Raw genomic sequence first — 19,473 nt, forward strand, 5'->3', positions numbered from 1 at the left:
TGAATTCTGAAAGAAAGATAGATTTTCATTAACACTATTGCTCCAAATGTTTAATTTTTTATAAGAAAATATCCCCTGTAATTGACGATTTTACCCCCTTTATTTTATCAGAAAAAGCCTGTATTTAGCGTGTACAACCTAATAAAATAATACCACCAATTAATTTTATGCTTTTAAGAAACAAATTACGAGCTCTGTGTTCGGGTATTTTAATTTTAGCGGCCTTATATACCCAGGCACAAATCAAACATTCTTTTACGTTATCAGATACCGCTTTTCTGCTTGATGGTAAACCTTTTCAGATGATCAGCGGTGAGATGCATTATCCCCGGGTACCACGTGAGGCCTGGCGGGCCCGGATGAAAATGGCCAAAGCCATGGGCTTAAATACCATAGGTACTTATGTTTTCTGGAATCTGCACGAACCTCAGAAAGGCAGGTTCGATTTCAGCGGAAATAATGATGTGGCCGAGTATGTAAAAATTGCTCAGCAGGAGGGTCTTTGGGTGATCCTTCGGCCAAGCCCATATGTTTGCGCCGAATGGGAGTTTGGTGGTTATCCGTATTGGCTGCAAAACGAAAAGGGACTGGTGGTTCGCAGCAAGGAAGAGCAATACCTGAAAGAGTATGAAAAATATATTAAAGAGGTGGGTAAACAGTTGGCCCCTTTACAGATTAATCATGGTGGTAACATCCTTATGGTGCAAATAGAGAATGAATATGGATCATACGGCAACGATAAAGAATACCTGCAGATTAATCAGAAACTGTTTAAAGCAGCGGGTTTTGATGGTTTGTTGTACACTTGTGATCCCGCCCCTGATCTGGTGAATGGTCATTTACCTGGATTGTTGCCTGCAATAAATGGTGTGGATAATCCTGCTAAAGTAAAAAAGATCGTCAATGAAAATCATGGGGGCAAAGGCCCTTATTATATAGCCGAATGGTATCCGGCTTGGTTTGATTGGTGGGGTACAAAACACCATACGGTACCAGCGGAGCAGTACAGCGGTCGGCTCGATTCGGTTTTGGCGGCCGGTATTTCTATTAACATGTATATGTTTCACGGTGGCACTACCCGCGCATTTATGAACGGGGCCAATTTTAAAGATGAAACGCCTTACGAACCACAGATAAGCAGTTATGATTATGACGCCCCGTTGGATGAAGCCGGTAACGCTACACCAAAATTTATGGCATTTAGAAATGTGATTGAAAAACATTTGCCGGCAGGTGTCCATTTACCGCAGGTTCCGGCTGCTAAACCAGCCATGCAGATCCCAGCCATAAAGCTTACGCAGGCTGGGGGCCTGTTGCAGAATTTACCAATACCTAAGATCAATCTGAAATCACTAACCTTTGAAGATCTGAACCAGGATTATGGCTTTGTGTTATACCGTACCACATTAAAAGGCGGTATAAAAGGTTTGTTGAAACTGAAGGAGTTAAGAGATTATGCTATTATTATGGTTAACGGCAAAAACACAGGAACGCTTGATCGCCGTTTAAAACAGGATAGCTTGCTGGTTACTTTACCTGCGGGTAATGTTACGCTGGATATACTGGTCGAAAACCTGGGCCGGGTTAATTTTGGCAAATACCTTTTGCAAAACAAAAAAGGTATTACCCAAGAGGTATTGTTTAATCAGAAAGAGCTTACAGGCTGGAAAATGTATGGCTTACCTTTCAATAATTTGAATGGAATAAAATATAAACCCGTAACCTACAGGGGATCAGCGCCGGTTATTAAAAAGAGTTCATTTACGCTGAATAAACTAGCCGATACCTATCTGGATATGCGCAAATGGGGTAAAGGAATGGTGTGGGTAAATGGCCATAACTTAGGCAAATACTGGAGCATTGGCCCACAGCAAACCCTATATCTGCCGGCTGAGTGGCTTAAAAAAGGCCAAAACGAAGTTGTTGTATTAGAAATGCTTAAGCCAGAACAAAATTTGTTACAAACAGCCGAAAAGCCTATTTTAGATCAGCTGCAATAATTTAAATAATACCAATGAAAAATTCCCTGATTGTTTTGATAGCGTTTCTTGCAGGCGGTAGTCTTGCAGGCAAATGTCAGATTAAACAAGCGGATACCGTTGGTAACTATAAACTGGTATGGGCTGATGAATTTAATAAGGAAGGCGCGCCGGATACCACCAACTGGAAATTTGAGCAGGGCTTTGTGCGCAATCATGAGCTGCAATGGTATCAGCCCCAAAATGCGGTTTGCCATCATGGCTTATTGGTGATAGAAGCTAAAAAAGAGCATTTGCCTGCTCCCGGCTATGTAGCTGGAAGCGATAACTGGAAGACCAATCGGGAGTTTATAGAATACACCTCCTCAAGCATGAATACACGCGCGCAACACAGCTGGCAATATGGGCGTTTTGTAATGCGAGCGAGGATTAATGTTGATGCCGGGATATGGCCCGCCTTTTGGACATTGGGTATAGATAAGCCCTGGCCTTCCAATGGTGAGATCGATATTATGGAATATTACCGTGGTAAACTCCTGGCTAATATAGGCTTTGGAACGGCTGAGCCTTTTAAAGCCAAATGGTATAGAAATACAAAACCGCTCACAAGCTTTGACAAAAACTGGAGCCGGAAATTTCATATCTGGCGTATGGACTGGGACGAAAACGCGATCAGTTTATTTGTAGATGATCAGTTAATGAACCAGGTTGAACTCAAGGATCTGATAAATCGCGACGGCAGTAATTTTAACCCTTTTATGCAGCCGCATTATATTTTGCTTAACCTGGCATTGGGTGGTGATAATGGTAGCGATCCATCCCAAACAAAGTTTCCCCGCCGCTTTGAGGTGGATTACGTAAGAGTTTATCAAAAGAAATAGGATTAAACGATTTTAGATTCCGAATATAAAAACCCCGATACAAATATTGTACCGGGGCTCTTAATGATGAGATATTAGTTGATCGGTTTTGTATTTACCAGAACCTCACATAAAGTGTGGTTAGCAGCAATAAGGTAACTATGATGAGCGCCAATGTGGAAGACTCAATCTTAAACATGGTTTTATCTAACACAAAGGCTTTGGGATTAATCTTAGGTCCGGCGAAGCTTACCATAACTATGGCAATAACGGTAAACAGGAATGACAGGCCCATACAAATGAGGAAGGGGATTTCATAACCCCCATGACCGTTCGGGAAGGCGGTGTAAAGCCAGGTTTCGTGCCCAAACAATTTCGGCGCATAGTTATTAAACAACACCGACATCAGAAAGCCGGTGATGATACCTACGATAGCCGCCGGACCGGTGGTTCGTTTCCAGAAAAATCCCAATATGAATATGGCAAATATCCCCGGGCTGATAAAGCCGGTATATTTTTGAATGAAAGTGAACCCGCCTTCGCCGCCAATGCCTAACAGGTCCTTCCATGTTAACAGAACGGATAGTAACATCGCCAGAGCAATAATGATCTTGCCCATCCTAACCATACTTTTTTCGTCAGCATCTTTTTTGATGTATTTTTTGTAGATATCCATCGTAAAAATGGTGGATATACTGTTGGCCTTACCTGCCAACGAGGCTACAATGGCCGCGGTTAAAGCCGCTATGGAAAGCCCCTTTAAACCACTAGGCAAAAAGCCCAATACTGCCGAGTAAGCATTATCGGCATTTAAATGTCCGCCTGAATTCATCTCATGGTGTAAGCCACCATTCTTGTATAAAACATAGGCTGCTATACCCGGCAGGATCACAATGATAGGCATAGCCAGTTTCATTAAACCTGCAAACAGGATGCCCGTGCGGGCGGTTTTCAGATCAGAACCTAAAGCCCTTTGAGTGATATACTGATTGCAACCCCAGTAATTTAAATTCACTATCCACTGTCCTGCAAAATACATGGCAATACCTGGTAGTAGCAGGTATTTATCGATATCGGCCTGAGATGCATTCGGCCCCGGTTTGGCCAGTATCATTTTAAAATGCTCGGGCGAGTCCTTGAGCATGGCGGTAAAACCTGCTAAGGCATCTTTCCCCAAGCCAAAACGTTCACTTACCAGTGTTAAGGCGATGTAAGTTGTAGCCAGTCCACCGATCACCAGTACCAAAACCTGTATCACATCGGTAAAACCGATAACCTTCATACCGCCCAAGGCAATAACCAGCGCGAAAATAGAAAGTCCGATGATGATCCAGTGAAAAGTAGCAGGATCGCCGCCTGCTAAACTGTTAATGGCTAATGCGCCCAGGAACAGGATGGAAGTAAGGTTGACAAAAACATATAAAAACAGCCAGAAAATAGCCATGATTAAACTCACCGATTGATTATACCGGGTTTCCAGGAACTGAGGCATCGTGAATATCTTGTTTTTGAGATATACCGGGATAAACCACACCGCTACAATAATAAGCGCGATGGCAGCTATCCACTCATACGCGGCTACAGCAATACCCACGGTAAAGCCCTGACCGCTGGCGCCAATGAATTGCTCTGCCGAAATGTTAGAGGCTATCAACGATGCCCCGATAGCCCACCAGGTAAGGGAACCTTCTGCCAAAAAGAAATCGTGACTGCCGGAAATACTGGTTTTTTTCTTACGGCTGTATACCCAGTAACCATATCCGGCAACTACAAAAAAGTAGATGATGAATACGATATAATCAATAGTGGAGAATTTACTCATAATTTGGTTTGAATTTTAATTGGGGGTTGATATAAAGATCCGGCGGCTTATTACCCATCAATAGCCGCCAGATCAGTTTTTAATAGGGGATAATTTATTTATAGGCTACCTCGTTCCACCTGATCTCATTGCGAAACTGGTCTATACGGGTATCTTTTCCGATGCGTAAAAATTCGATACCTGCCATATCAGCAAAATCCTGCAGATGCTCAGCCGTTAAATTCTGGCTGTAGGCGGTATGGTGAGCTCCGCCGGCATAGATCCAGGCAGCGCAGCCTGTTTTCATATCCGGATAGGGCTTCCATAACACCCGGGCAACAGGTAACTTAGGTAAATCGTGCTCTGGCTCTACAGCTTCTACTTCATTAATAAGTAAACGGAAACGGTTTCCCATATCAACCAGGGCAGCGTTAAGCGCAGAGCCACCGGCTACATTAAATACCAGCCTTGCCGGATCGGCTTTACCGCCTATACCCAGTGGATGAACCTCCAATGCTACTTTACCATTGGCTAAAGAGGCATCAACCTCCAACATATGTGAGCCCAGTACCAGCGCGTTGTTTGGATCGAAATGATAGGTATAGTCCTCCATAAAAGCGTTGCCGCCTTTTAGTCCGGCTCCCATTATTTTAAAAGCACGTACCAGGGCAGCGGTTTTCCAGTCGCCTTCGCCTGCAAAGCCATAGCCATCGGCCATCAGGCGCTGGGCGGCAATGCCCGGTAATTGTATCATACCATGCAGGTCTTCAAAGGTGTCTGAAAAGCCTTTAAAGCTGCCGTCGGTCAGAAACTTGCGCAAGCCTAATTCTATCCTTGCCGCCTCATAAACTGATGCATATTTCTGGCCTCCTTTTTTGAGCGAAGCATCCATTGTGTATGTAGCTTCGTACTCATCTGTCAGCGTATTGATATCAGCTTCCGTTATCGAGTTAATCACCGCTACCAGGTCGCCAATACCATACGTATTTACCGAGAAACCAAATTTTAGTTCGGCTTCTACCTTGTCACCGTCGGTAACTGCAACAAAACGCATGTTATCACCAAAGCGAACAAATTTTGCTCCCTGCCAGTCGTGCCAGCCAGCGGCCGCGCGTGTCCAGGTTTCTATCTGCTCTAAAACTTCTGGGTCCTGCCAATGCCCAACTACTACCTTGCGATTCATGCGCATCCGCGATACTATAAAACCAAATTCCCGGTCGCCATGGGCGCTTTGGTTCAGGTTCATGAAATCCATGTCGATAGAACTCCATGGGATATCGCGGTTGTATTGAGTATGCAGGTGTAATAGCGGTTTTTTCAAGATACTTAACCCCCGTATCCACATCTTAGCAGGAGAGAAAGTGTGCATCCAGGTGATAACGCCTATGCAATTTTCGGCTACATTTGCCTGCCGCAGCGTGGTATATATTTCGTCGGTACTTTTTACAATGGGTTTATAAACCACGCGTACGGGGATTTTACCCGAGCTGTCGAGCCCGGCGGTGATTTGTTGCGAATGTTCGGCAACCAGCCTTAGTGTTTCTTCTCCGTACAGATCCTGGCTCCCGGTAATGAACCAAACTTCAAATGTTTTCAGGTCGATCATTTTTTAATTATTGAATTATTGATTTAGTGAATTAGTGATTCACGACTTTTTTAATTATTTGATATCAGGTGATAATCTGAATAAGGCTGCCCCGTGTGCATTGATACTTTGCTGGTAGTTTGCTTTGTACTGCCCGAGATCTTGCTTCTTCCATAGGTTGCGCACCTTTATTTTGCCCTTTAGCCCCAACGAAGCAAAATCTACAGATATTGATTTTAGATCATCCCCGACGTTGAATAAGGCTACATACAGGTCTTTGCTACCTTGTACATGCGAGTACCAAACCATTGCGCCATCTTTTTTATACAATTGCCTCGGGTTTTCTCCTGTCTGGTTGGCGGCAAGTACTTCATCGTTGGTAAATAGCTTCAGTTCCAGTTCGCGGTTTTCAGGAAGGTTGCCGCCCAGCATCAGGGGCGAACGGTATATGCTCCAGAAAGTCATATGCGTATATAGCTCATCTTCGGTAAAACGGCTATATCGTTCAACACCAACCGGGCCGCGTTTGGATAGTTTACCTATCTGTATCATATCACAATCGGGCCAATGGCCACGGCCGCCTACGCCTTCCCAACTTTTGGCATAATCAAACATGTGCAGCACTTCTTTCCAGTTATCCCAAAAGTCGTCGGCCATGCGCCACATATTGGCATATTGGGTGACATGGGCAGCCTGGTTAAGCGGTGTTTCGCCAGGTGACAGACTTAAAACGATGGGTCTGCCACATTGGTCGATCGCTTTTTTGTAGCCTTCTACTTCGGCCGCGCTGTATGGCCGCGAGAGGTCGTCAACCTTAATAAAATCTACACCCCATGAAGCATATAACACTAATAGCGAATTCAGGTATTCCTGCGCCCCTGGCTTTTTCATGTCGAGGCCGTACATATGGTTCATCCAGGGGCATTTGGAATTGGTATCTGCTATCATATTCGCCGTGACACCATTAATGCCTTTTACCGGAGATTTTGCCCATACCGCCTGCCGTGGGATACCGCGCATGACATGGATGCCAAATTTTAAACCCCTGGCGTGCACATAATCGGCAAGTGGTTTAAAGCCGTTGCCCCCCAACGCCGATGGGAATTTGTTGGGCTGTGGTGTTAAGCGCCCCCATTTGTCCATAGTTAACCAGGGGATGTATGAACCATCTTCCAGCCGTTTTTGAAAAGGATTGCCAATGTTACTGCCCGGAGGGTTATCATACGACCATAAAAAATCGACTACGATATATTGCCAGCCATATGGTTTTAAGTATTGGGCCATATAATCGGTATTGGCCTTAACCTCATCTTCGTGAACGGCCGAGCCAAAACAGTTATAACTATTCCAGCCCATGGGTGGTGTGGTGGCTATTTTTATTTGGGCAGATGTTTGGATGCACAGTAGAACGCCTGCAGCAAATAGGATTAAACAAGGTAATTTCATGGATTGTATCATTGACCGTAATAAGAATCGGGCCCGTGTTTGCGTTCGTAGTGTTTTTTGATGAGCGAATCTTTTAAACGGGGAGCATAATTGTCTATTTGTTCTGTTAAATGGGCCATGTGCGCGACAGCCTCCAGAACAGCGCTATTGTAAACCGCCTTATCAGCTGTTTTACCCCAGGTAAAGGGTGCATGATTACCCACCAATATCATCTCAACCTCCTTGTAATCCAGATTGTTCTCCTTGAAATAATCGACAATTTGTAGACCTGTTTGGTATTCATAATCGCCGGTTATCATTTGGTCATTCATTGGTGGTGCGCAGGGGACGTCGGTAGTCAGGTGATCCGCATGGGTTGTGCCGAAAATAGGGATACAGCGTTGCGCTTGCGCCCAGGCAGTGGCGTAGGTGGAATGCGTGTGCACAATGCCGTTGATGCCCGCCCAATATTTATACAAAACGGCGTGTGTTTTGGTATCCGATGATGGACGCAGATCGCCCTCTATTGTATGGCCATCAAAATCAACAATCACCATTTTCTCGGGCGTTAGCTCATCGTACGGTACGCCACTGGGTTTGATGGCGAAGACGCCCGAATCTCTATCGGCCGCGCTTACGTTACCAAATGTGAACAGTACCAGCCCAAGTTTTGGTAGTTGCATATTAGCCTCGTAAGCCGTTTGTTTAATATGTTGATACTTACTCATGTAGTTAACTGTTTTGAAGTTCGGCTGCTATGGTTTTACCTGTTTGCCCGGCTACAAACTCCCCGAGATGCTGATACTGCTCATAGCGTTTGTTATAAATTGCGGTGAGGCCGGCGTTGGGGTTGTATTCCTCATTAAAACCGCCTCCCATTGCCGTCATGGCTTCTTCAACCGTGGGGTATATGCCAGCCACTACCGCTGCAAACATAGCCGCACCGAGGGCACAGGTGTGTTTAAATTGATGGATACGGATAGGCATGCCCAGTACATCGGCCATCATCTGCATCACAAAGGGTGATTTTTTGGCCACCCCGCCGATACCTATAATTCCTTTAACCGGGATACCCTCGGCAACAAACCTGTCTACAATACTCTTGGCGCCAAAACAGGTAGCTTCTACCAGGCTGCGAAAAATACGGGGAGCGTTGCTTCCCAAACTCAAACCGGTTATGGCCCCTTTCAGTTCCTGGTTGGCATCGGGTGTACGGCGCCCGTTAAGCCAGTCCACAGCCAATTCATTAAGCTCATCAACCGGGATCAAAGCGGCCTGTGCGCTCAGTTCAGGTATGATCAGATCGCTTAACTCCGCTTTTAGTGCCCTGGCTGTATCCTCATCAATTGTTGTTGATTTGGATAACAGGTGGTTAATTGGCCATGAAATAATGCTTTTAAACCAGGCATAAGTGTCGCCAAAGGCAGATTGCCCCGCTTCTAAGCCCACCATGCCCGGAATAACCGAACCATTTACCTGTCCGCATATACCGCGCACCAATTTGCCTTGCATGTTGGCGGTTGGGGCAACCAGGATATCGCACGTGGATGTACCCATTACCTTGCTTAAATAATAAGGCTCAATTTGTCCGCCTACCGCCCCCATATGCGCGTCAAAAGCACCGGTACCTACTACAACTTCGGTTGACAAGCCGAGGCGCTGTGCCCATTCAGGGCTTAGCGTACCTGCTGGCTGATCGGCAGTATACGTATCTTTATATAGTTTTTGCGTAAAGCCTTTTAAGAGCGGATCAAGTGCAGAGAAGAATTCATCCGGTGGCAAACCATCAAATTCTTCGGCCCATAAGGCTTTATGCCCGGCAGAGCAGCGCCCGCGTTTGATGGCTTTAGCATCGGTACCGCCGGTGAGCAGGAAGGGGATCCAGTCGCAATGCTCCACCCATGAGGCCGTCGCGTTCCTCACGGTTTCGTCAACCCTTAAAACATGCAGCAGTTTGGCCCAAAACCACTCAGATGAGTAGATGCCGCCCACATACTGCAGGTAATTGATATCAAACAAGGCTGCGTGGGCATTGATCTCGGCCGCTTCTTTAACGGCCGTATGATCTTTCCAAAGCACAAACATGGCGTTGGGGTTATTTTCAAAACCCGATGTTAAAGCCAGCGGTGTGCCCGAATCATCAACCGCTACCGGAGTGGAGCCTGTTGTATCAACTGAGATGCCTTTTATGGAATTAACAATGCTGGAACCTCCAGCCTGTACTATACAATCTTTTATGGTAGCTTCCAGGCCATCAATATAATCCTGCGGATGCTGCCTGAATTGGTTGATGCCCGGTTCGCAGAACAGGCCATCGCGCCAGCGCGGATACTCGTATACCGATGAGGCTATTTCCTGTCCATTGGCGGTATTTACAAGAACGGAGCGTACAGAATCTGATCCATAATCAACCCCGATCACTAATTGAGTTTTATTCATATATAATTAGTGTTTTTATAACACTTATTTTAATTGATATGATAATAACGCCTGGTAGATGTATTCTGATGATCATTTAATGATACAATATTGAAAACAAAACGGCAGAACGGTTAATAAAATAGCTATAACTGGTTGTGGTATATTAATTGTTAATATAACACTAAAACAAATGTATAAAAAGTTTCACACAAACAAAATTTAAAATAAGGTTATCAAAATGTAGAGACGCATCACATGCGTCTCCAATTGTAAAGGGTGAGCTTATATGTTAGATTTTGTCAAAAGGAGATACATGTGATGTATCTCTACGTTACACCATTGCTTGTTTCCAAAGCACGGATAATGGTATATAAAGTTTCGTTAACAGGGGTGGGCACCTGATATTTCCGGCCAAGTTCTATAACCATACCGGCAAAAAGATCCACCTCGCTTTTACGGCCGGCTTCAATATCCTGTAGCATGGAGGTTTTTCCCTCAGGGCCCAGCCCGTCAACTATCCGGGTAAATTCATCTATATCATCCCGACCCAAAAAAATACCCATTTGCTGAGATAAGGTAATCACCTCTTCGGCTGCCATCAGCATCAATCTGCGGGCCTGTTGATTTTGCTGGAATTGCCCGTATGGAGCCTTCAACACAGCAGATGCCTGGTTAATGCCGCTATTCATCATAAACTTAAACCATAGCGCCTTGTACATATCTGCAGGTACGTGGTGAGGTATGGCTGCCTGCTCAAACAGATCCTTTATGGCCAGTACCCTTGCCGAAAGTATGGTATTGTCTTTTTCGCCGAAAACTATCCGGCCGGGGTTAGTATAAGTGACCTGGCTGCCATCCCGAACAGCATCCATGCCAACACCGTAAGCAAAAAGCAGGTGCTTCATCCCGATCTTTTCGCCTATCTGTTCTTCGCTGGATATGCCGTTGAGCAATGAAATAACAATAGTATCATCGTGTATAAAACCACTCAGATCATCTATAGCCGTCGCTAACTGAGGCGCTTTTACTGCAACGATAATGAGATCGGCAGGAGGGCAGGAACTGTCGCCCGGTTGAACATAATTGAATTGATAGGGCTTCCGGTTAACCTTGATAGCGGAATTCTGATAACTTTTGATGCGTTTGGCCGAGGCGATGATCCTGACCAGACTGGGGTTAATATCCTGCAGTTTGGCCGCGTACATACTACCCATTGCTCCGAGCCCAAGAATATAAACACTATTGATATGATTTTTCACGATAAATAAGCAAAGAATGATGACGGGCCGAAGTTAGAGAACCCCGCAGATGTTTGCGAATTTATAAACGGAATAATCTATTATTTACTGTTTGGTGATCCTGACTTACTAAAAATTAATCCGACAATCCTCCATGAATAAGTGTCTTATAAGTCTTATCGATAGGGTGATTTAGAATTTTACCCCCATTTCCTTAGGATTTTACCCCTTCCTCCGCGGTCAATAACATCAAATTTGTTGAAACCTCTAAAACAAATTATGAAAGAAAAGACATTTCAATAGCCCTCCCGGGTTCGCGGCTTCATGCCATTTTTATTCCCGCCGGTCAGTAATCGGGAACTGAGCATAGGTGCAGACGTACCTTTTTTAAATGATCATACACCAACAAAACTTAAAACTTATTGAATTAAGATGGATAAAATTTACTTATTAAGTTGCCAGGGTGCGCGCATGGTAAAGTGTTTTAAAAACCTCCTCGCCACCCTCATGATACTTACTTTGTTTATAGGCAGTACCTACGCTCAAACGCGTAAGATCACCGGTACTGTAAAAGACAGCAAAGGGGAGACGCTGCCTGGCGTAAGCGTTAAATTAAAAGGCACCGCGAATGGTACGGTTACCGACGCGAAAGGCACTTATACGATCAGCGCGCCTGATAATGCTACGCTGGTGTTTTCCTATATCGGTTTTATAACCCAGGAAAAACCAGCAGGTAACGCGTCGGTACTGGATGTTATCCTGGCAGAACAAAGCACCAGCCTGAACGATGTGGTGGTTGTAGGTTACGGAACCCAGAAAAAAGTTAACCTCATCGGTTCGGTAGCTACCATTGGCGCAAAAGATCTGGAAAACCGGCCGGTAACCAACGTGTCATCTGCTTTAACGGGTTTGAGTGCCGGGGTATCGGTCATGCAAAGTTCGGGCAAGCCCGGTGCCGATGGCGCTACTATCCGTATCAGGGGCCTGGGTACCTTGAATAACAATAATGCTTTGGTAATCATAGATGGTATACAAGGTACGCTGGATGCCGTGAACCCCGATGATGTGGAAAGCATTTCTATATTAAAAGATGCTGCCGCGGCTTCTATATATGGCTCCTTAGCGGCAAACGGTGTTATTTTGGTAACTACCAAAAAAGGGAGCAAAAATAAAACCACTGTAACCTATACGGGTATCACCTCCAAAACCAATCCAAGCAACCTGCCTTCATTTGTGACGGATTATGTGCGGCACATGCAGCTGGTGAACGAGGGTTACCAAAACCTGGGTCAAACACCGGTTTATACCGCTGCTACTATAGCCCAATGGCAAAAAGCCGATGCCGATCCGAATGGGTTAAACTCTATAGGCGTACCCAATTATATCGCCTATCCAAACACCAACTGGGCCAAAGCTATTTTTCAGAATAATATCCTGCAGGATCATAACCTGTCTATCAGCGGAGGGAATGAAACCACGCAGTTCCTGCTGTCGGCAGGGTATACCGGTAACCCGGGCACTATGCAAAATACCGGATCAGACAAATACCAGTTCCGGGTGAATTTGCAGACTAAGCCAACCAAGTTTTTAACCGTAGGTACACAAACATTTGCCTCCTTGCAAACTTTTGGACTGGCCAGTACCAGCACTGCTTTTAACTTTTTAAGGCAAACCACGCCGGGTGTTTATCCTTATTACAATGGTAAATATGGTTTCCCTTCGGCTCCCGAAGAATCATCCACAGCTAATAACATCCTGAGCTATTTAACCTCTACCGGCGGTAGCGACCAGGAATCCAGGATCAATACCACGCTTTTTGCCAACATCGATCTGTACAAGGGTTTAACCCTCGAAACCAAATTCAATTACCAGACCCGTTTCGAGGAGAATAATTCGTACTCCATTCCTTTTGAAAAATGGGATTTCTCGACCAATACGCTAAAGCAGGCCGCTACCGCGCCATCGCAATTGAGCACTTATTATGATTTTAATAAAAATTACCTCATTACGCTCGATGCTGTTTTACGTTACAATACCACCATTGCCAAAGATCATACTATGGGCGCTCTGGTAGGTTATGATCAGTATCAATACAAATACTACTATTTCGACGCCACCAAATTAGGCCTCATCGACCCTGCAATTACTACCTTAAGTTCGGCAACTACACCAACTGCCGCTACCGGCGATGCCTATGATTATACCCTGCGGTCGTTCTTTGGGCGTTTAAATTATGATTATAAATCACGCTACCTGTTGGAGGCCGTGTTCAGGTATGATGGATCTTCCAAGTTCGCGCCGGCTAACCGCTGGGGCTTTTTCCCGGCCTTTGCCGCGGGGTGGCGAATCTCTGAAGAGCCCTTTATGCAAAACGTAAATGAATATGTGGGCAACTTAAAACTGAGGGCTTCCTGGGGACAAACGGGTAATAACGTGCTGAACTCAAACGCGTCATTGGGTAATTATGATTACCTGGCTACTTACAGTCCAACGGCTTACTCCTACAACGGGGCAGCGGTAACTGGTCTGGCTCAAACCAAATTTGCCAACCAAAACCTCAAGTGGGAAACCACAACTACCAGCAATATTGGTTTGGATGGAACCTTGTTTAAAGGCAAAATGAATTTTGAGATCGATGCCTATCGTAAATATACCAGTGGCATCTTATTTACGCCAACCATACCGCTAACCGTAGGTACTGCTACGGCAGCTACACAAAACATTGCCGAGGTATCCAACAAAGGTATCGAGGTAACGTTGGGCTACCGTGGCCAGGCCGGTGGTTTAAGCTATAGCGTGTCCGGTAATTTTGCCTACAACTTTAACCGGGTCGAAAAATACAAAGGCATTCTGCAGGAAGGTTACACCACCGATGCCAGCGGAAACCGCGTGTATTCATCCAACATCGGGCAAATTTCCAGTGGTGGTACCACCAGGGTTATCCAGGGACATGTGATTAATGAATATTATCTAACCCCGGTATACAAGGGCAACGGAAGCTATTATAATGCCGATGGTTCGGTAAATAAGAACGGCGGCCCTAAAGATGGTATGATCCGTACACCACAGGATATGGCCTGGCTGCAGAGCATGATGACTGCCGGGTACCAGTTTCAACCGGCCAATGGTATCGGTAAAACCAAGATCTATTACGGCGACCTCATTTATGGTGATACCAATGGCGACGGCATCTACGGCAACAGCTATGACGCCCAGCTCAGCAATAAATCATCCACACCAAAATATAATGCCGGTTTACAGTTTAATGTATCCTACAAAGGGTTCGACTGTTTTATGATATGGGCCGGAAGCTTTGGGATGTATTACTACTGGAACGACATCGGGTATAATAACTCCATTGTTTCCTTGGGCAACGCGGTGAGCACTTTGGTGGCCGATAATCACTATTATTACAACGATGCTAACCCATCAGATCCGGCCAATAATATCCACGGTTATTATCCGCGCCTTAAAAACACATCAGATGTACAGAACGCCGCGGTAGCCAGCAATTTCTACCTGTATAACGCATCCTACGTGAAACTGAAAAACGTGCAACTGGGCTATACCCTGCCAAAAAGTTTAACCCAGAAATGGTCGTTAAGTAAAGTGCGGATCTACATGGCTGCCGAAAATCTGTTCACCATCACCAAATACCCGGGACTTGATCCGGAGATAGGTCCGAGTGTGGGTTACCCAACCATGCGTCAGTACTCTGTTGGTTTAAATGCTGCCTTTTAAGCTTAAATGAAAAATACGATGAAGAAGATATTTATATTGATATTAACTGTAGCCATAGTAACCGGCTGCAAGAAAAATCTGCTCGATACCACACCATATTCGTCCGTTGCGTCATCCAATATGTGGACAACTGATAATTTAACCGATCTGGGTGTTACCGGTGTATACCAGGCCCTGCGCTTAGGCGAAAATTCCGGCGGCGACTCCGGTCTGGAATTGTACATGCTGGATAGGTTTGGCTTTACCGGCCAAACCCGCAGCCAGGAATCCATGCTGTCTGGTACCATAACTACCGGCAATGGAATTTACAGCAGCATATGGCAAAATTTATACGAGGGTGTGCAGCGTTCCAACGATGCCATCAAAAACATCCCGTTAAAATCACCTTCAGACGCAGCCAAAAAGGCCCGTTATGTGGCCGAGTGTAAGTTTTTGCGGGCTTATTTTTACCTGCGCTTAAACCAGCTGTGGAAAGGTGTACCTATTTACCTGGAGCCATTTTCTGCCGATCAGGCTACCAAAGCAAGATCGTCCGAAGCAGATGTATGGAACCAGGTGGTGGCCGATCTGACAGATGCCATCAACGAAACCAATTTACCCAATATTTATGCCGCTGGTGTTGCCAATTATGGTCACGTTACCAAAGGCGCGGCTTATGCGCTGCGTGGTAAAGCCTATATGTACCTGCAGAAATGGGATCTGGCGGCTGCTGATTTTGCCATGGTAAAGTCGGCCGGATACGCTCTTTTTGCTAACTATACTACCTTGTTTAAAGCTGCTAACGAGCAATGCAGCGAAATGATATTTTCTATCCAGAACGTAGCTGTTGCCGGCGGTGGTACCACCGGCTATGGTTCAACCACACAATGGTTTTGCGGTACGCGCTCGTCTTTTGGTTCCTGCTGGAACGATTACCTGGTATCGCCCAATCTGGTTGATCTTTATCAAAATGCCGATGGTTCACCTTTTAACTGGGATAACGTTTTACCGGGTTACTCCGGCATGACCCCCGCCCAGCGGGAGGTGTTTTTCTTGCGGAATAATCTTACAGATAAAGAAATTGCCGCCGCTACAACCCGTGGCGCGCAAATGAGCCTGTATTTACCAACAGGCAACGAGGCCCGCATATTACAGGCCTACACCAATCGCGACCCACGCCTGGCTGCCAATGTGATCACCCCGTATGCTACTTATAATGGTGTATTTGGCTCCGTAAACGCTACGGTGACATCACGCTGGCCATACCGCGGAGAAGCCGCCCTGGGTGGTGATTTGCGTACCGATACCCAAAGCTATTTTTATTACCTGTACCGGAAATTTGTGTACGAAGGCAATGCCGAGATCATTAATAGGTCATACGGTCCTACCGATTTCCCGCTGATCAGGTATGCCGATGTACTGCTGATGTGGGCCGAAGCTTTGAACGAGCAGGGATCTACTGCTGATGCCATTGCCAAAGTTAACGAGGTGCGGGCCAGGGCAGGAGTGGCGCTATTAAACTCCAACACTGCCACCACCGTTGCCGGGCAGGCCGATCTGCGTGAGCGTATACGCAATGAGCGCCGTGTAGAATTTCCGAATGAAGGCATCAATTATTTTGATGAGTTGCGATGGAAATCATGGAAAGATAAAGTGTTTTACTCAGGCAATGGCGTAAAACAAGTTTGGGGCGCCAACGTGTATACCTATTCTTTCCAGGGCGATTACATCTATACCTGGCCCATTCCGTTGGTAGAAACACAAAGAAACCCCAACTTAAAGCAAAATGCTGGTTGGATAAACTAAAAAGAGAATCAAGAGATAAGAGTCAGGAATCAAGAAAAATAAAAGCTGATATTAAAACAGTGAATGATCTTGACTCTTGCTTTCTGACTCTATCTTCTCTACATCTTATATGAATAAATTACTACCGGGATATTTTTATCTCTTTTTGCTCCTGTTTGTTGGTCGGGAAGCCTCATCTTCGGGTGCGGTTCATCATATCGCATATTCGACTCACCCGACCATCGCTGCGCTCGGTCACCCTCTCTTCGCCTTCGGCGGAAAGAGGGAATTTGAAAAAAATAAAAACAAAAAGTTTCCCCACCCTCTATGCGGCGTAGCCGGAGAGAGGGTCGCCCAGCGAAGCGCAGGCGGGGTGAGTCGTCTAGAAGCGGCAGTGCAAGTCCCCCGCCAAACCATCAGCTTTAACACCGGCTGGAAATTCCACCTGGCCTACGATGTACGTAAACAACCGGAAACCATCAACGTAACCCTGCCCCACACCTGGAACGCCAAAGACGTTCTATCGGGCAACGGTAATTACCAAAGGGAAAGCGGCATCTATGAAAAAGCTTTTTCTGTAAATTCTGCCTGGAAAAATAAACGCCTGTTCTTGTATTTCGATGGCGTAAACTCGGTGGCAACCGTGCTGGTAAACAAGCATTTTGTGACCGAACATAAGGGCGGCTATACCGCTTTTTGTGTAGAGATCACGGATCTGGTGAAGCCCGGTGAAGCAAACCAGGTGGAAGTGCAGGTGAGCAATGCCGCCCGCGCGGATGTACTGCCTTTAAGCGGCGACTTTAACGTGTATGGTGGCATTCACCGGCCGGTTTCCTTATTGGTTACGGCAAAGGATTGTATCTCGCCATTGGATCATGCGTCGCCCGGCGTTTATTTAACGCCCCGTTCGGTATCTGCGCAATCGGCTACGGTGAATGTATTAACTAAACTTTCGGTGGCGGAAACAACCGGGTTACAGCTCAGGTCGGAGCTTGTTGATGCCGGACAGCACGTTGTTGCTTCGGTTACCAACGTAGTAAGCAATAACCGGAATGCGGTGCAAACCATCAGCCTCAAACAACCGCATTTGTGGAATGGGAAAGCCGATCCTTACTTATATAGCGTACAGGTGAGCTTGCTCAAAAACGGACAGGTGATCGATCAGGTGATACAGCCTTTGGGTTTAAGATATTATCATGTAGATGCCAATAAAGGGTTTACCCTGAATGGTAAATACCTCGATCTGCATGGTGTTGGTTTCCATGAAGATGTAGAAGGTAAAGGCTCGGCATTGGATATCGCTGATTACGACAAGGACATGCAACTGATCAGGGAGATAGGAGCCAATGCCCTTCGCTTAACCCATTACCCGCATGGTAAATATTTTTATGACCTGTGCGACAGGAACGGCTTAGTAGTATGGTCAGAGATTCCATTGGTTGGCCCCGGCGGCTATACCGGTGCCGGGTATTTAAAGAACCCCGAATTGGAGCAACAGGCCATGCAGGTGCTTACCGAGATGATCCGCCAAAATTATAACCACCCATCGGTTTGTTTCTGGGGATTATTCAATGAGCTGAAACTGGATCATGATGATCCTGTGCCATTTATCAAAGAGCTGAATGCTTTGGCAAAAAAGGAAGACCCGAACCGCCCAACCACCTGCGCTACTTTTTTAGATAGCGACCGCTTTAACCAGGTATCCGACCTGATTGCCTGGAACAAGTATTACGGCTGGTATGCCGGTGAATTTAAGCAGATAGGTGCCTGGGCCGATAAAACGCACCATAACTATCCGCAAAAGCCATTTGCCGTAAGCGAATACGGGGCAGGGGGCAGCCCGTTTAAGCATACCGAAAATAATGTTAAGCCTGATGCCGACAGCAGGTTTCACCCCGAAGAATGGCAAACCAGCTACCACGAAATGAACTGGCTGGAACTGAGTAAAAGACCTTTCGTCTGGGGCAAATTTGTATGGGCCCTGGCCGATTTTGGCTCCTCCATCCGCACCGAAGGGGATACCTCGGGCATCAATGATAAAGGCCTGGTTACTTACGACAGGAAGGTGAAAAAAGACGCATTCTACTTTTACAAAGCCAACTGGAACCCCGAACCCATGCTCTACATCACCGACCGCAGGAATACAATGCGCACCCAACAGGCTATTACTGTAAAAATATACAGCACCTTAGCGCATGTAAAACTAAAAGTAAACGGAAAGGACATAACCAATGGCGAGCCCGACGAGTTTCACATCATCCGCTGGGAAAATGTGCCGCTGCGCAAGGGAAAAAACAAAATTGAGGTAAGCGTTGGCACGGGCGAAAAAACGTTACAGGACTCATGTGAGTGGATACTGGAAGATGGAAACGGCATAACAAAAAGCAATTAATGGATAAGGATTCAAACCCCATGTCATTGCGAGGAGGAACCACGAAGCAATCTCGTAGCTATTCCCTTAAGCACATTTTAACGGCCCAATCGCTTTTTAATGCCCCAAAATTTCGGTATATTTGTATATATAACGGCCCGGTTACCTTCTTGAAAAAAGGTAACCGGGCCGTTTTGGTTAAGGAAAACAGGGCAAAAAATCGATCGATTTATATTTAGTTATTTGAATATCAATAAATTAATACTTTTTAAACCTTGCAAAACCCCT

The 19,473-nt window shown here is 45.8% G+C and carries 11 protein-coding genes; 5 read left to right on the forward strand and 6 right to left on the reverse strand.

Translation table 11 applies throughout. The features are described 5' to 3' along the window. The first annotated feature begins 167 nt into the window (after window positions 1-167). Both FHW89_RS00100 and FHW89_RS00105 read left to right on the forward strand, forming a co-directional pair. A complete protein-coding gene (locus tag FHW89_RS00100) occupies window positions 168-2,000 on the forward strand; it encodes a beta-galactosidase (RefSeq protein WP_172332985.1) in 1,833 nt (610 codons plus the stop codon). Between the two features lie 14 nt (window positions 2,001-2,014). Then, on the forward strand, window positions 2,015-2,860 hold the full coding sequence (locus FHW89_RS00105; RefSeq protein WP_172332986.1) for a family 16 glycosylhydrolase: 846 nt from the start codon (window positions 2,015-2,017) through the stop codon (window positions 2,858-2,860). A gap of 94 nt (window positions 2,861-2,954) precedes the next feature. Here FHW89_RS00105 and FHW89_RS00110 read toward each other — a convergent pair whose 3' ends face one another. The 6 genes from FHW89_RS00110 to FHW89_RS00135 form a co-directional block, all read right to left on the reverse strand. Beyond that, window positions 2,955-4,661, reverse strand: a complete 1,707-nt coding sequence (locus FHW89_RS00110; RefSeq protein ID WP_172332987.1) for a sodium/solute symporter — start codon at window positions 4,659-4,661, stop codon at window positions 2,955-2,957. Between the two features lie 94 nt (window positions 4,662-4,755). Then, window positions 4,756-6,246 carry an L-arabinose isomerase gene (gene araA, locus FHW89_RS00115; RefSeq protein ID WP_172332988.1) on the reverse strand — a complete coding sequence of 497 codons (1,491 nt, stop codon included), beginning with the start codon at window positions 6,244-6,246 and terminating at the stop codon, window positions 4,756-4,758. Between the two features lie 54 nt (window positions 6,247-6,300). Then, a complete protein-coding gene (locus FHW89_RS00120; protein WP_172332989.1) occupies window positions 6,301-7,671 on the reverse strand; it encodes a glycoside hydrolase family 27 protein in 1,371 nt (456 codons plus the stop codon). An 8-nt stretch (window positions 7,672-7,679) separates the two neighbouring features. Next, a complete protein-coding gene (locus tag FHW89_RS00125) occupies window positions 7,680-8,378 on the reverse strand; it encodes an L-ribulose-5-phosphate 4-epimerase (RefSeq protein WP_172332990.1) in 699 nt (232 codons plus the stop codon). 4 nt (window positions 8,379-8,382) lie between these two features. Next, window positions 8,383-10,089: a ribulokinase gene (locus FHW89_RS00130; RefSeq protein ID WP_172332991.1), complete on the reverse strand. Its 1,707-nt coding sequence runs from the start codon at window positions 10,087-10,089 to the stop codon at window positions 8,383-8,385. Between the two features lie 308 nt (window positions 10,090-10,397). Continuing rightward, a complete protein-coding gene (locus tag FHW89_RS00135) occupies window positions 10,398-11,330 on the reverse strand; it encodes a ketopantoate reductase family protein (protein ID WP_216650429.1) in 933 nt (310 codons plus the stop codon). Window positions 11,331-11,741: 411 nt separating this feature from the next. Here FHW89_RS00135 and FHW89_RS00140 point away from each other — a divergent pair, with 411 nt between their 5' ends. From FHW89_RS00140 to FHW89_RS00150, 3 genes are all read left to right on the forward strand, one after another. Further along, complete coding sequence (locus tag FHW89_RS00140; RefSeq protein ID WP_172332992.1) at window positions 11,742-15,050, forward strand: TonB-dependent receptor; 3,309 nt, start codon at window positions 11,742-11,744, stop codon at window positions 15,048-15,050. An 18-nt stretch (window positions 15,051-15,068) separates the two neighbouring features. Next, window positions 15,069-16,835: a RagB/SusD family nutrient uptake outer membrane protein gene (locus tag FHW89_RS00145; protein ID WP_172332993.1), complete on the forward strand. Its 1,767-nt coding sequence runs from the start codon at window positions 15,069-15,071 to the stop codon at window positions 16,833-16,835. A 109-nt stretch (window positions 16,836-16,944) separates the two neighbouring features. Continuing rightward, complete coding sequence (locus FHW89_RS00150; protein ID WP_172332994.1) at window positions 16,945-19,206, forward strand: glycoside hydrolase family 2 protein; 2,262 nt, start codon at window positions 16,945-16,947, stop codon at window positions 19,204-19,206. Window positions 19,207-19,473 lie beyond the last annotated feature (267 nt).

It is taken from the genome of Mucilaginibacter sp. SG564, assembly GCF_013149275.1.
Taxonomy (GTDB): Bacteria; Bacteroidota; Bacteroidia; order Sphingobacteriales; family Sphingobacteriaceae; genus Mucilaginibacter.

What these genes read in the sequence shown, in the direction of transcription:
- FHW89_RS00130 (WP_172332991.1), bottom strand. Translation starts at nt 10,089, where the DNA reads ATGAATAAAACTCAATTAGTGATCGGGGTTGATTATGGATCAGATTCT.
- FHW89_RS00145 (WP_172332993.1), top strand. Translation starts at nt 15,069, where the DNA reads ATGAAGAAGATATTTATATTGATATTAACTGTAGCCATAGTAACCGGC.
- FHW89_RS00140 (WP_172332992.1), top strand. Translation starts at nt 11,742, where the DNA reads ATGGATAAAATTTACTTATTAAGTTGCCAGGGTGCGCGCATGGTAAAG.
- FHW89_RS00110 (WP_172332987.1), bottom strand. Translation starts at nt 4,661, where the DNA reads ATGAGTAAATTCTCCACTATTGATTATATCGTATTCATCATCTACTTT.
- FHW89_RS00120 (WP_172332989.1), bottom strand. Translation starts at nt 7,671, where the DNA reads ATGAAATTACCTTGTTTAATCCTATTTGCTGCAGGCGTTCTACTGTGC.
- FHW89_RS00105 (WP_172332986.1), top strand. Translation starts at nt 2,015, where the DNA reads ATGAAAAATTCCCTGATTGTTTTGATAGCGTTTCTTGCAGGCGGTAGT.
- FHW89_RS00125 (WP_172332990.1), bottom strand. Translation starts at nt 8,378, where the DNA reads ATGAGTAAGTATCAACATATTAAACAAACGGCTTACGAGGCTAATATG.
- araA (WP_172332988.1), bottom strand. Translation starts at nt 6,246, where the DNA reads ATGATCGACCTGAAAACATTTGAAGTTTGGTTCATTACCGGGAGCCAG.
- FHW89_RS00100 (WP_172332985.1), top strand. Translation starts at nt 168, where the DNA reads ATGCTTTTAAGAAACAAATTACGAGCTCTGTGTTCGGGTATTTTAATT.
- FHW89_RS00150 (WP_172332994.1), top strand. Translation starts at nt 16,945, where the DNA reads ATGAATAAATTACTACCGGGATATTTTTATCTCTTTTTGCTCCTGTTT.